At 68.1% G+C, this 12,104-nt stretch carries 14 protein-coding genes; 6 read left to right on the forward strand and 8 right to left on the reverse strand.

All coding sequences use genetic code 11. From position 1 onward, the window contains the following. Positions 1-92 precede the first annotated feature (92 nt). A complete protein-coding gene (locus tag ACK4HL_RS14005) occupies positions 93-2,309 on the forward strand; it encodes a GumC family protein (RefSeq protein WP_409761352.1) in 2,217 nt (738 codons plus the stop codon). On the opposite strand, the gene ACK4HL_RS14010 is transcribed toward ACK4HL_RS14005, so the two are convergent. Further along, the gene (locus ACK4HL_RS14010; protein WP_409761354.1) at positions 2,242-3,525 is read right to left on the reverse strand and encodes a GNAT family N-acetyltransferase; all 1,284 of its coding nucleotides are present in this window, start codon (positions 3,523-3,525) and stop codon (positions 2,242-2,244) included. The genes ACK4HL_RS14005 and ACK4HL_RS14010 overlap by 68 nt on opposite strands. Between ACK4HL_RS14010 and ACK4HL_RS14015 the strand changes: the two genes are divergently transcribed. Further along, positions 3,503-4,558, forward strand: coding sequence for a polysaccharide deacetylase family protein (locus ACK4HL_RS14015; protein ID WP_409761356.1), 1,056 nt, complete (start codon positions 3,503-3,505; stop codon positions 4,556-4,558). The two genes, ACK4HL_RS14010 and ACK4HL_RS14015, sit on opposite strands and share 23 nt — an antisense overlap. On the opposite strand, the gene ACK4HL_RS14020 is transcribed toward ACK4HL_RS14015, so the two are convergent. After that, positions 4,555-4,665 carry a DUF2842 domain-containing protein gene (locus ACK4HL_RS14020; RefSeq protein WP_409761358.1) on the reverse strand — a complete coding sequence of 37 codons (111 nt, stop codon included), beginning with the start codon at positions 4,663-4,665 and terminating at the stop codon, positions 4,555-4,557. The genes ACK4HL_RS14015 and ACK4HL_RS14020 overlap by 4 nt on opposite strands. 197 nt (positions 4,666-4,862) lie before the next feature. On the opposite strand from ACK4HL_RS14020, the gene ACK4HL_RS14025 reads away from it, so the two are divergent. Continuing rightward, positions 4,863-5,906, forward strand: coding sequence for a COX15/CtaA family protein (locus ACK4HL_RS14025; protein ID WP_409761360.1), 1,044 nt, complete (start codon positions 4,863-4,865; stop codon positions 5,904-5,906). Positions 5,907-5,971: 65 nt separating this feature from the next. On the opposite strand, the gene ACK4HL_RS14030 is transcribed toward ACK4HL_RS14025, so the two are convergent. From ACK4HL_RS14030 to ACK4HL_RS14055, 6 genes are all read right to left on the reverse strand, one after another. Then, positions 5,972-7,249: an O-acetylhomoserine aminocarboxypropyltransferase gene (locus ACK4HL_RS14030; RefSeq protein ID WP_409761362.1), complete on the reverse strand. Its 1,278-nt coding sequence runs from the start codon at positions 7,247-7,249 to the stop codon at positions 5,972-5,974. A 70-nt stretch (positions 7,250-7,319) separates the two neighbouring features. After that, a complete protein-coding gene (locus tag ACK4HL_RS14035; protein ID WP_409761364.1) occupies positions 7,320-7,886 on the reverse strand; it encodes a cytochrome b in 567 nt (188 codons plus the stop codon). A 63-nt stretch (positions 7,887-7,949) separates the two neighbouring features. Beyond that, the gene (locus ACK4HL_RS14040) at positions 7,950-8,486 is read right to left on the reverse strand and encodes a CoA-binding protein (protein WP_409761440.1); all 537 of its coding nucleotides are present in this window, start codon (positions 8,484-8,486) and stop codon (positions 7,950-7,952) included. A gap of 8 nt (positions 8,487-8,494) precedes the next feature. Beyond that, positions 8,495-8,920 carry a VOC family protein gene (locus tag ACK4HL_RS14045; protein WP_409761366.1) on the reverse strand — a complete coding sequence of 142 codons (426 nt, stop codon included), beginning with the start codon at positions 8,918-8,920 and terminating at the stop codon, positions 8,495-8,497. Beyond that, positions 8,917-9,711 (reverse strand): enoyl-CoA hydratase, encoded by a 795-nt coding sequence (locus ACK4HL_RS14050; protein ID WP_409761368.1) that lies wholly within the window; start codon positions 9,709-9,711, stop codon positions 8,917-8,919. The genes ACK4HL_RS14045 and ACK4HL_RS14050 overlap by 4 nt, the downstream gene beginning before the upstream one ends. After that, positions 9,708-10,418 (reverse strand): hypothetical protein, encoded by a 711-nt coding sequence (locus ACK4HL_RS14055; RefSeq protein ID WP_409761370.1) that lies wholly within the window; start codon positions 10,416-10,418, stop codon positions 9,708-9,710. The genes ACK4HL_RS14050 and ACK4HL_RS14055 overlap by 4 nt, the downstream gene beginning before the upstream one ends. A 234-nt stretch (positions 10,419-10,652) precedes the next feature. On the opposite strand from ACK4HL_RS14055, the gene rplM reads away from it, so the two are divergent. The 3 genes from rplM to ACK4HL_RS14070 all read left to right on the forward strand — a co-directional run bounded on the left by rplM (position 10,653) and on the right by ACK4HL_RS14070 (position 12,077). Next, positions 10,653-11,117 carry a 50S ribosomal protein L13 gene (rplM, locus tag ACK4HL_RS14060; protein WP_409761372.1) on the forward strand — a complete coding sequence of 155 codons (465 nt, stop codon included), beginning with the start codon at positions 10,653-10,655 and terminating at the stop codon, positions 11,115-11,117. 2 nt (positions 11,118-11,119) lie between these two features. Continuing rightward, on the forward strand, positions 11,120-11,617 hold the full coding sequence (gene rpsI / locus ACK4HL_RS14065; RefSeq protein WP_409761374.1) for a 30S ribosomal protein S9: 498 nt from the start codon (positions 11,120-11,122) through the stop codon (positions 11,615-11,617). Between the two features lie 154 nt (positions 11,618-11,771). Beyond that, positions 11,772-12,077 carry a hypothetical protein gene (locus tag ACK4HL_RS14070; RefSeq protein WP_409761376.1) on the forward strand — a complete coding sequence of 102 codons (306 nt, stop codon included), beginning with the start codon at positions 11,772-11,774 and terminating at the stop codon, positions 12,075-12,077. The last annotated feature ends 27 nt before the right edge of the window (positions 12,078-12,104 follow it).

The raw sequence follows: 12,104 nt of genomic DNA on the forward strand, positions 1-12,104 counted from the left end.
TCATGCGCGCACTGCGGGAATGTTAAGGAGATGATTACCATGACCGGAGATGGTGACTTCGTCGGAAAATTCTCTTGAAACGTGCAAACGCGATGTCCCGCACCGGTCTTCATGGCTCTTCCTCGATGCCGCCCGCCATCGAGGTGACGGACGTGTTCCGCAACATGCTGCGGCGGCGGCTGCTGGTGTTCGGCTGCGGCCTGCTTGCCATGGCGGCCGGGCTGGCCATCGTCACCCTGTCGGCGCCGGTCTACACCGCACTCTCGCAGGTGCTGATCCAGGACCAGGAGACCCGCTTCGACCGGGTGCAGGCACAGGACGGCGACGGCGGCGGCGCGGTGGACGACCGGGTGGTGGCGAGCCAGATCAACGTCATGCGCTCGGACGATCTCGGCCGCCGCGTGGTGGCGGCACTCGCGCTGGAGGAGAAGGAAGGCTTCGGCAAGCTGCCGGAAAGACTGTCGCCCGCATCCCGGCTCAAGGTGGCACTGGGCTTCGCCGCGGACCCGTCCCGCAAGACTCCGGCGCAGCGCGCGCTCGAGGCCTTCGGGGCTTCGCTGAACGTCTACCAGTTCCCGCAGTCGAACGTGATCGGCATCGAGGTCCAGGCCGCCGACCCGCGAACCGCCGCATCGATCGCCAACACCCTGGCCGACACCTACGTGACCTGGACGCGCGAGGCGCAGGTGCAGCCGACAGAGCGCGCCCGCCAGTGGCTGTCCGACCAGATCGAACTCCTGCGGCGGAAACTCGCGCAGACGGAGCAGGAGGTCGAAACATTCCGCGCCGCGGCGGGGCTTCTCAAGGGGCAGGGCGCGAGGCTGGGCGAGCAGGAGATCTCCGAGCTCAATTCGCAGATCACCGTGGCCCGGGCGGCAAGCCTCGAGGCGCGTGCCCGGGCAGAGGCGCTTCGCGCCATGCTGGAGCAGCGCGGCGCCATCGACGAGGCCACCGACGTGCTGAACTCCCCCGCCGTGCAGCGCCTCAAGGAACAGCGCAGCGATGCGACCCGCCGCGCCTCGGAACTTTCCGTCACCTATCTTCCGAACCACCCCAAGATGATCGCGGTGCGAAACGAGATCGCCGGTATCGACCGTCAGATCCGCGCCGAGGCGCAGAACATCGCGGCGAGCCTCGACGAGCAGGTGCAGGTGGCCGAGGCCCGGCAGCTCTCGCTCGAGCAAAGGCTCGATTCGCTGAAGCGCGAGGAAACCGACGCCAATCTCGACGACGTGAAGCTGAAGGCGTTGGAGCGCGAGGCCGCCGCCGACCGGGCGCTGCTCGAAGCCATGCTGAGCCGCTATGCCGAGGCAAGCGCCAGGCAGGACCTTACGGCCCAGCCCGGGATGGGCGTCGTCATCCAGAAGGCGAGCCCGCCCGCCGTGCCCTCCTTCCCGCAGCCGGGCCCCATGGTGCTGCTCATGACGCTCGCCGGGTTTACCCTCGGCATCTGCCTCGCCTTCGCGCTTGAACTGATGGCCGCTGCGACGCGCCAGCCGCCCCGCGCGGACCTTGCCGGAGGAACGGGCGCCGAGCCGGTGCTTTTCCGGGAACCGGAGCGCGCGGCCGCGGCTCACGTGCCGGGCAGGCAACCGCCGGCTTCCTTTCCGCGCCTGCCCGCGGAGGCGGCGCTCGAGGGCGTCTTCGAGCTGCCGGAGGTGGCCGCACCGGCAGGCCTCGCCGCCGCATGGGCGGAAGACCTGCGCCGCGACGCAGGCGTGGGCCGCCTCGGCGTGATGCCGCTCGGCAGCGCCGGGCGCGAGAGCGCTGTCGCCGCCCTGGCGATCGCGCGACAGCTGACCCGCAGCGCGCGGCGCGTCATCCTCGTCGACCTGTCGGCGGAGGATGACGTCATCGGGGAGCTGTGCGGCGCCGCCGCGGCGCGCGGCATCAGCGATCTGGTGACGGGAGCCGCCGATTTCACCGGCGTGATCCGGCGCGATGCGAAATCGTCCCTCCATCTCCTGAGCCATGGCGCGGATCACTCTCCGCGCGCCCGCACGCTGCTGTTCGAGAGGCTGGAGGGTGTGTTCTCCTCCCTCACGAAGACCTACGAGCACGTGGTTGTCCATCTCGGCCCGGCCACCGAGGAAAGCCCCTACGCCCTCACCGTCTGCGAAGCGGTGCTGCTGATCGCCGCCCCGGAGCGGGCGCGCGAGGCGGAAGCGGTCGTCGCCACGCTGCGCGAGGGCGGTGTCATCGCAGCGGACCCGGTGATCGTCGGCGCTCCCCCCCGGGCGCTCAAGGGCGCCGGAACAGCCACAGCCGCAGCCGCTGCGCAGCCCGGTACAGAACGGGTGTCCGCTTGATCCGCCGCTTGGCCTGAAGGGCGAGAAGCATCGCCGATGCCCACAGCAGCCCGCGCAGATTGGCAGCGGCGAGGATGGCGAAGCTCTCCGTCGCCTCGTTCGCCCAGCGGCGCTTGTAGGAAAAGTCGCCCGGCGAGAAATCGTACCTGGCGATGCCGCGCTCGCAGCAGGCTTCGATCGTCCGCCGCAGCACCATGTCTCCGGGCGAGAAGCGTCGCATGTGCCCTGGAGCCAGCGACGTCATCAGCGCCCAGAAGGTGCCCGCCTGCACGCCGCCCGCCAACATGGCGACCACCGCTCCGTCGAGCGTCAGCCGATAGAGGTGGAGCAGGGGCGCTGCCTCGTCCTGCAGGTCCAGGATGCGGTGGAAGAAGCGCTTCTCGTCCGGCCCGAAGGCGGGCGGCACGCCGCGCTCGGACAGCCGCTGCGCGTGCTGGGCGAACAGCGTGTCGAGCAGGGTGTGCGCTTCTTCGCGGTTGGCTGGAAGACCGAACGAGGTGTCGACGAGCTGGGCCAGGCGAGCCTCCTTGCGCCGCCTCTGCCTGCTGAGGCTGTTGCCGAACTTGCGGTGCAGCAGCGTTTCGAACTCCGGCTCCAGGGCCAGCGCGAAGGAGGGGTCGGCGCCCGAGAGCGTCCGCCAGCCTGCGAGTGGGTGCGGCCTGCCGAACATCTCTGCCGGGTTGGCGGTGAGGGCGACGGCGTCGAACCCGCCGGCGGCATCGAGGAGGAGGTGCCAATGCGCGGCGAACCATTCGCCCGCCTGGGCAGCGAAGCCGTGCGCGAGAAGAGGGTAGCCGTAATTGTGGTTGGGGCTCCCCAGCCATTCGAGAACGCGCAGGCCCTGCCGCGGCCTGGTCTGCAGCGGCAGGAGGAAGCAGAGCCGGCCTGCCGCCCGGCCCGCCACGATAACCGGCCGCGCCCCGAGCCGGGCGCCCGCCGTCTCGAGCCAGGCCCGGCACCAGAGGCTGTTCTGGAACAGCGTGGCGTGCGCCTCCTGCTCGAAGCCCTGCCAGATGGGAAGGAGCGTCTCCAGATCGCGGTGGATCTCGAGCGTGAGGACGGGGAAGGCCTCGCCATCCGGCACCGCAATGGTTTGCGGCGCCGCAGCCGCACCCCCGCCTTCCGCCGCAACCGTTCGTTTAGGGTGAGCGGCGTAGTCTGCGGCCTTGTCGCCAACTCTTCGGGTGAGCGCCGTGGCGAGCGTAGCGGTTTTCAAGACGGGTCTCGATCTTCTGTACTATTCCGGAACGGCGGCGGCCTTGCGGCCGCTTTACGCCGGCTGCGGAGCAATTTTCATGCTGCATCATGTGCGGCCCTGGAGCCCTCGCCCGGGCGGCTTCACGCCCAATGCCGGGCTCGAGGTGACGCCCGAGTTCCTCGACGCGGCGATCTCCCGGGTGAGGGCGCTCGGCTGGGACCTCGTGAGCCTCGATGAGGCAGCCCGCCGCCTGGAGGAAGGGGAGGAGGGGCGGCCCTTCGCCTGCTTCACGCTGGACGATGGCTACCGCGACAATCTCGAGCACGCGCGGCCGGTCTTCGCGCGACACGGCTGCCCCTTCGCGATCTACGTTGCGCCCGCCATCGCCGACGGCAATTGCGAGCTCTGGTGGCTGGGCCTGGAACAGGCGATCGCGCGCAGCGAGACGGTGGAGGGCGAGATCGCCGGGCAGGGCTTCCGCCTTTCCTGCACCGGGCTTGCGGGAAAGCTGCAGGCCTGGAAGCAGCTCTACTGGCCGGTGCGCGCCATGGAGCATCACGCCCAGCGCCGCTGGATCCGCGCATTCTGCGAGGCTCACGGCGTGGACCTCGACGCCGTCTGCCGCGCGGTGGCCATGGGCTGGGACGAGATCCGCGTCATCGCGGCAGACCCTCTCTGCACCATCGGCGCCCACACCATCCACCACGTCAACCTCAAGTCGCTGCCGGCCGACGAGGCAGTCGACGAGATCGTCGGGTCGGCGGACCGCATCGAGGCCGAGACCGGAAGGAGGCCGCGGCATTTCGCCTTTCCCTACGGCGAGGAGACCTCGGCGGGCCCGCGCGACTTCGAGCTGGCGCGGGCCGCCGGCTTCACCACTGCCGTCACCACCCGAAAGGGCCTGCTGTATCCCGCCCACAGGGAGCACCTGACGGCGCTGCCGCGCTTCTCGCTCGCCGGCGACTACCAGAAGCTCCGCTACCTCGACACGCTGCTGACGGGTGTTCCCTTCGCGCTTTTCAACGGCTTCAGGGCCCTGAACGTGGCCTAGGCGGCGTCCGGCCGCACCATCCAGCGGATGATGGCCATCACCGCGGGGAGCCAGAGCAGGCCCGCCACGGCGTAGAAGCCGAGTTCCACCGCGATGCCGCGGCCCACGGCCAGCTCGCCCCCACCGCCATCATGACGAGGGCATAGGCGATGATGAACGCGATCACGGCCAGGGTGCCGACCGCCTTGCGGGTGCGCTGCCTCATGGGGCCTGATTAGGGTGGCTGGAGGGCCCCCGCAAGGCCCGCCCGCTGCGGCGCTTCATCACTTGAACCGGCAAGGCTCCGGACCGTATTCCGCTGGCCATGACAGCCGAAACCCTGAACCCCCGGCAGGCCTCCACGCTGCCCTATGTGAAGGCGTGGCTCTATGCCGTCGCCGCCCTCGTCTTCCTCATGGTGATCGTCGGCGGCGCCACGCGGCTCACTGACAGCGGCCTTTCGATCACCGAATGGCAGCCGCTGCTCGGCGCCATCCCGCCCTTCACCGAGGCGCACTGGCTCGAGGCCTTCGAGAAGTACCGGCAGATTCCGGAATACCAGCTCGTCAACAAGGGCATGAGCCTCGCGGAGTTCAAGTTCATCTATTGGTGGGAATGGGCGCACCGCTTCCTTGGCCGCCTCATCGGCCTCGCCTTCTTCCTGCCCTTCGCCTATTTCGCCGCGACCGGGGCCCTGACGGTGAAGACGGCACTGCGCTGCGGCGCGCTCTTCGTGCTGGGCGGGCTTCAGGGTGCGCTCGGCTGGTACATGGTGGCCTCCGGCCTCGTCGACCGGGTGGATGTGAGCCAATATCGCCTCGCCGCCCACCTGACGCTCGCCACCGCGATCTTCGGTGCCATACTGTGGGTGGCCTATGGCCTGGGCCGCAGCCGATCCGCGCCCGCCACGGGGCGGCAATGGATGGCGCTGCTCCTCGTGGCGCTGGTCGTGCTCCAGGTGGCGGCGGGCGGCTTCGTCGCGGGCCTCGACGCCGGCTTCGGCTACAACACCTGGCCGCTGATGGATGGCGCGCTGGTGCCGGACGGCCTCCTCGCCGTTGAGCCGTGGTGGCGCAACGCCTTCGAGAACGCCATGACGGTGCAGTTCAACCACCGTCTGCTTGCCTATGTGATCGCCGTGCTCGCGGCCGCCTATGCCTATGTGGTCCAGAGCCGTGCCGGCCTTCGTCTGCTGGCCGCCGTGCTCCTGCAGGTGGCCCTCGGAATCTGGACGCTGCTGTGGGCGGTGCCGCTGTGGCTGGGCCTCGCGCACCAGGCCGGCGCGCTGCTCGTCCTGGCGGCGGCGGTGTGGAACCTCCATGGCGAACTCTTCACCGCGCGGGTCGCGCTGAAGCCCGTCCGCGCCTGACTCTTCAGTGGAAAACAGAAATGGCCGGGATCGCTCCCGGCCATGTCCGATGACGTTGCGGTTCCTCAGGAGATCGCCTGGTCGAGATCGGCGATGATGTCCTCGACGTCCTCGATGCCGATCGACAGGCGCACCACGTCCGGCGTGGCGCCCGCGAGCTTCAACTGGTCCGCCGTGAGCTGGCTGTGCGTGGTCGAGGCCGGGTGGATAATGAGCGAGCGCGTGTCGCCGAGATTGGCGAGATGCGACAGGAGCTTCACCGAGGACACCGCCTTCACGCCCGCGTCGTAGCCCCCCTTGAGGCCGAAGGTGAAGACCGATCCCGCACCCTTCGGGCAGTATTTCTGGTGGAGCGAATGATACTTGTCGTCCGGGAGGCCCGCATAGTTCACCCAGGAGACGTTCGGGTGCTTCTTCAGCCACTGCGCCACCTTGAGCGCATTGTCGCAATGGCGCTGCATGCGAAGCCCCAGCGTTTCCATGCCGGTGAGGATGAGGAAGGCGTTGAGGGGCGCGATGGCGGGACCGAGGTCGCGAAGGCCCAGCACGCGCGCCGCGATGGCGAAGGCGATGTTGCCGAAGGTCTCGTGCAGCCTGAGCCCGTGATAGGAGGCGTTGGGCTCCGAGAGGAGGGGATAGCGGCCGGACTTCGACCAGTCGAAATTGCCAGCATCCACGATCACGCCGCCCATCGAATTGCCGTGACCGCCCATGAACTTGGTCAGCGAGTGGATGACGATGTTGGCGCCGTGCTCGATCGGCCGGCAGAGATAGGGCGTGGCCAGCGTGTTGTCGACGATCAGCGGCACGCCGGCGCTCTGCGCGATCTTGGCGACCGCGGCGAGATCGGTGATGCGGCCGCCGGGGTTGGCGATCGATTCGACGAAGATCGCCTTGGTCTTGGGCGAGAGCGCCTTCTCGATGGTGGATGGCTCATCGGAATCCGCCCACACCACGTGCCAGCCGAAGGACTTGAAGGAGTGGGCGAACTGGTTGATCGAGCCGCCATAGAGCTGGCGCGAGGCCACGAACTCGTCGCCCGGCTGCATGATGGTATGGAAGGCGAGCATCTGTGCCGCATGGCCCGAGGCCACGGCGAGCGACGCGGTTCCGCCCTCGAGCGCGGTGACCTTTCCCTCGAGCGCCCCCTGCGTGGGGTTCATGATGCGTGTGTAGATGTTGCCGAAGGCCCGGAGCGCGAAGAGGTCGGCCGCGTGCTGCACGTCGTTGAAGACATAGGCGGTGGTCTGGTAGATGGGCGTGATCCGCGCCCCGGTGGAGGGGTCGGGCGCAGTCCCCGCGTGCAGCGCCAGCGTATCGAAGCCCGGTGTTCTCTCGGCCATTGTCGTCTCCCGTTTTCTTGCCGGAGCGGGACCTTATCCCGCTCCGCCGGAAACGACAATCGAGCGTTTCTCAGCCGGGCAGCATGCGGCCCATGATGCCGTCGCGGTCGATGAACTGGTGCTTGAGCGCGGCAAGGACATGGAGCCCGATCAGCAGCATGGCGAGGTTGCTGCCGATTTCATGCACCTCCTTCGCCCATTCCCCGGTGGCCGGGGAAGCGGGCAGGGGAACCGCGCCGAACACGCGTATCGCAGCCATCGCGGGCTCCTCCCTCGCGAACTCCCCGAAGGCGAGCCAGCCCGCCAGCGGGACGCCGATCAGCAGCAGGTAGAACAGGCCGTGCACCGCGTGGGACAGGCCCACCTCCCAGCGCTTCATGCCGGCAGGATGGGGCGGCGCCCGATGGCCGAGCCGCCACAGGATGCGGAGAAGCGTGAGGGCGAGGACCGCCGCGCCGAGGCTCACATGCAGCGACGGCCCGAAGGCGCCCGCCAGCGCCTCGCCGGCTTCTTCCGCCTCTTCGCCCGCCTCCATCAATTCCTCGCCGAAGAGGACCATGAAGATCATCAGTGCCGCCGTCACCCAGTGGATGATCATCGCGACACCGTCGTAACGCGAACGTTCATTGGCGCCCATGCCTGACACTCCTGAATGATGCCTCAGCATGTAGCCGGCGTGCGGGCCGCACATTGCGCTGTGTCAATAACCCTTGCGCGGCCCCAGCCCCAGGCTCTGCATCTTGCCGCTTTCGTGCATCGCCTGCTTCCTGGACGAGATGATGCCGGAATTGCCGCCCACCCACGCCCATTCGCCGGAAAGCTTGCCATACTCCATCTTCGGGCAGCGGTTCATCACCACGCGCAGGCCTTGCGCCTCCGCCTTTGCCGCGGCCTCGTCGTTGCGCACCGAGAGCTGCATCCAGATCACCCCGGGCTTCGGATCGAGCGACAGCGCCTCATCCGTGACCGGGCCCGCAGCCTCGGAATTGCGGAAGACGTCCACCATGTCGATGGGTTTCGGAATGTCCTTCAGGGAGGCATAGACCGTCTGCCCCAGGAGCTGCTGGCCGGCGAGCCCGGGGTTGACCGGGATCACCTCGTAGCCCTTGTCGAGCAGGTATTTCATGACGAAGTAGGACGGGCGCACGGAGTTGGCCGAGGCGCCGACGAGCGCAATCGTCTTCACCGATTGCAGGATGTCGCGGATATAGTCGGCGGAATAGGAGTCGTGATTCATGGCAGCAGTCATGGCAGCGCGATGCGGCCCTCCGGGGAGAGCGGAAAGAACGGGTTGAAGGCCACCTCCCAGAGATGGCCGTCGAGGTCGGCGAAGTAGCCCGAATAACCGCCCCAGAACACTTTCTGTGGCGGTTTCACGAGGCTTGCGCCGCAGGCCACCGCATGCGCCATGATCTCGTCGACCTCCACCTCGGAGGCGACGTTCCACGCCAGGCTCACGCCTCGGAAGGAGGGCTGCGCGTGGTGCCCGGCATGCGCGTCCTCCGCCAGCGCGTCATGGCCGAAGATCGCCAGCACGGCGCCATTGGCATCGAAGAAGGCGACTTCATCGCTTCCCGCCGGCGAGGCCACGAAGCCGAGGCGCTGGTAGAAGGCGCGCGAGGCGGCGACGTCAGCAACGCCCAGCGTCACGAGGTTGATGCGCGGCTTCACGGCTCGTCGCTCCACTGTGGCGGGCGCTTGCCGATGAAGGCGGCGATCCCTTCCTCGGCGTCGCGTTGCAGCAGGTTTTCCGTCATCACGCGCGCCGTGTGGGCGTAGGCCTCATCGAGCGGCAGGTCGAGCTGGCGGTAGAAGGCCTCCTTGCCGGTCCTGAGCGTCACCATGGACTTCGATGCGATCTTCGCCGCGAGCTGAGAGACGGTTTCGGAAAGCGCGTTCTCCGCCACCACGCGGTTGACGAGGCCCATGCGCAGCGCTTCCTCCGCACTGAACACGTCGCCGGTGAGCAGCATCTCCATCGCATGCTTGGGTGCCACGTTGCGCGACAGCGCCACCATGGGCGTCGAGCAGAAGAGCCCGATGTTGACGCCCGGCGTGCAGAAGCGCGCGCCCGCGGCGGCGACGGCGAGATCGCAGCTGGCGACGAGCTGGCAGCCCGCCGCGCTGGCGAGCCCCGCCACCTCGGCGATGACGGGCTTCGGGTGCTTCACGATCGACAGCATCAGCCGCGCGCAGCTGTCGAACAGCCCGGCGAAATAGGCTGCTCCCCTGTCGGGATCGGCACGGCGCGCGGAGATCTCCTTGAGGTTATGGCCGGAACAGAAGGCGGGGCCGAGCGCCGCGATGACGATCACCCGCACGGCGCGGTCGCCCGCCGCGCCGTCGAGCGCTTCCTGCAATGCGGCCATCATCGCCTCGGAAAGGCTGTTCCGCGAGCCGGGATCGTTGAGGGTGAGGCGCAATACGCCGCCCTCGAGCGAGGGGAGGAGGGGCGGGCTCATTCTTCCTCGATGTCGAGCTGCTTGAGCTTCTCGCCATAGACCGGATCGGCCATCAGCCCTTCGATGACCGCCTTGTTGTTCTCGGAGGGGATCAGCGCCTTCAGCGCCTTCACCATGCGGTCCTTGATGTCCTGCGCGAGCTCGGTGTCCTCCTCGACCTCCTTGATCTGCTGCTGGAGGTCGGCGGTCTGGTCGTCGATGATGCTGCCATAGGTGAGGCCCAGCGTGGTGACGGCGAGGTTCCAGTCCGACACGTTGGCAAAGCCCGCGGCCCTGACATCGGCCTCGAACGCCTTGCCATCCTCGGTCTGGTCGACGAAGTCCTGCAGGTTCTCGTACTGGTCGAGGTCCGAGTTGGCGTATTTGTCCTTGGCGGCGATGTAGCTGTCGAGCGCGCGCTTGGCGAGGTCGGGCGTCAGCTCGATCGTCTCGATGGCGGGAATTTCGCCCAGGCTCAGTTCCTCGTCGGGGGGAACATCGCCCGGTTCTTCCTGCATCTCGCCGTCCTCGCCGGCGGGTGCCGCGGGCGTGGCGAAGGGTGTGGGTGCCGGGGGCGTGGCCTGCGGCGTGGGGCTCGCAGCACCGGGCGCCGCCGGGATCTCGAGCGGCGTGGCCCCCTGCGCCAGGCGCTGGGAGGCCTCGGCACCGGCGGGCGCCCAAAGCGCTGCCGAAAGTGCCAGGAAGGTCAGTGTGCTGCGAGCTGTCATGGCTGTTCCCTGCTCAGGCGAGTCTAGGCCATGGCATGGTGCGGGAAAAGGACCAATTGATGCCCACCGTCCGGGCTGCGGTATCATGTTACCACGGCGAAGAACGCCGCGATTCAGGCGGGTTTCTCTTGACATGCGGTGGCCCGGCACGTAAACGGCCCGACATTGAGCGGGGTGCGGGGCATGAGCTTCTGCACCCTTTGATCTTTGACCCGTAACACCAGAGACAAGCGGATGACAACCTATTCGGCGAAAGCCAAGGACATCGTGAAGGGCTGGGTGCTGATCGATGCGGAGGGCCTCGTCGTCGGCCGTGCCGCCGCCATCATCGCCAACCGCCTGCGCGGCAAGCACAAGCCGACCTTCACGCCCCACATGGACTGCGGCGACCACGTCGTCGTCATCAATGCCGAGAAGATCCACTTCACCGGCAGGAAGCGCGAGCAGAAGAGCTACTTCCACCACACGGGCTATCCGGGCGGCATCAAGGAGCGCAATGCCGGCAAGATCCTCGACGGCAAGCACCCCGAGCGCGTTCTCGAGCTCGCCGTCAAGCGCATGCTGCCGGGCGGACCGCTGAAGCGCCAGCAGATGACGCACCTGCGCATCTACAAGGGCTCCGAGCATCCGCACGAGGCCCAGAACCCCCAGAAGCTCGACGTCAAATCCCTGAATCCCAAGAATGCGGTGAGAGGCTGATCATGGCTGAACGCAAATCCCTCGCAGATCTCGGCCAGGCCATGGGAATGGCCTCCGCCACGGGGAACGCGGCCGCCGAACAGGCCGCTCCCGTCAAGCCCCGGCTCGACGCCCAGGGCCGCGCCTATGCCACGGGCCGCCGCAAGGACGCCACCTCGCGCGTCTGGGTGAAGCGCGGCAAGGGCAAGATCACGGTCAACGGCAAGCCGATCGAGACCTATTTCGCCCGCTCCGTGCTGCGCATGCTGGTGCAGCAGCCGCTGGTGACGGCGAACCGCGCCACCGAGCTCGACATCGAGTGCACGGTGGCCGGCGGCGGCCTCTCCGGCCAGGCCGGTGCCGTCCGCCACGGCCTCGCCCGCGCCCTCACCTTTTTCGAGCCCGAGCTGCGCGCGGCCCTGAAGAAGGCCGGCTTCCTCACCCGCGACCCCCGCATGGTGGAGCGCAAGAAGTACGGCCACCCGAAGGCGCGCCGCAGCTTCCAGTTCTCGAAGCGCTAATCCCGACGCCAGCGACTTTCATGAAGGGCCCCCGAAGCGGGGCCCTTTTTCATGGGCGGAGCGGCAGATCGCCACGCGGCCCGTCGAGGAACCGGCGTGGCCTTTCACCCGTCTCTGCATTGCACCGCGGAGGTGCAGGGGATATCGAGAAGCCATGCCGCCGCTCATCCGTTTCCTGATCAAGTGGTCGCTCATCGGCATGGCATCCGGCTGGCTGTTCATGGTGCTGTTGCTCCTCACCGACACCGGCGGCCTCGGCGGACTGCTGATGCGCTCCGACAGCAAGCTGGTGGCGCTTCTCGTCATGGCTCTGAGCTTCGGCATCTCATTTGCCCAGGTGACGGTGCTCGCCGCCGTCCTGCTGCGCGACGACTTCGGCGGGGCGCGCGGCGGCCGGGGAGACCGGCTGGAGCGCTGGAAGGCTGGCGGCAGCGCCGAACTCGACCGCGACCAGCCCTGAGCGCCTCGCCCTTCACCGAAAATTCGG

Source organism: Aestuariivirga sp., from assembly GCF_046294715.1.
GTDB lineage: Bacteria > Pseudomonadota > Alphaproteobacteria > Rhizobiales > Aestuariivirgaceae > Aestuariivirga.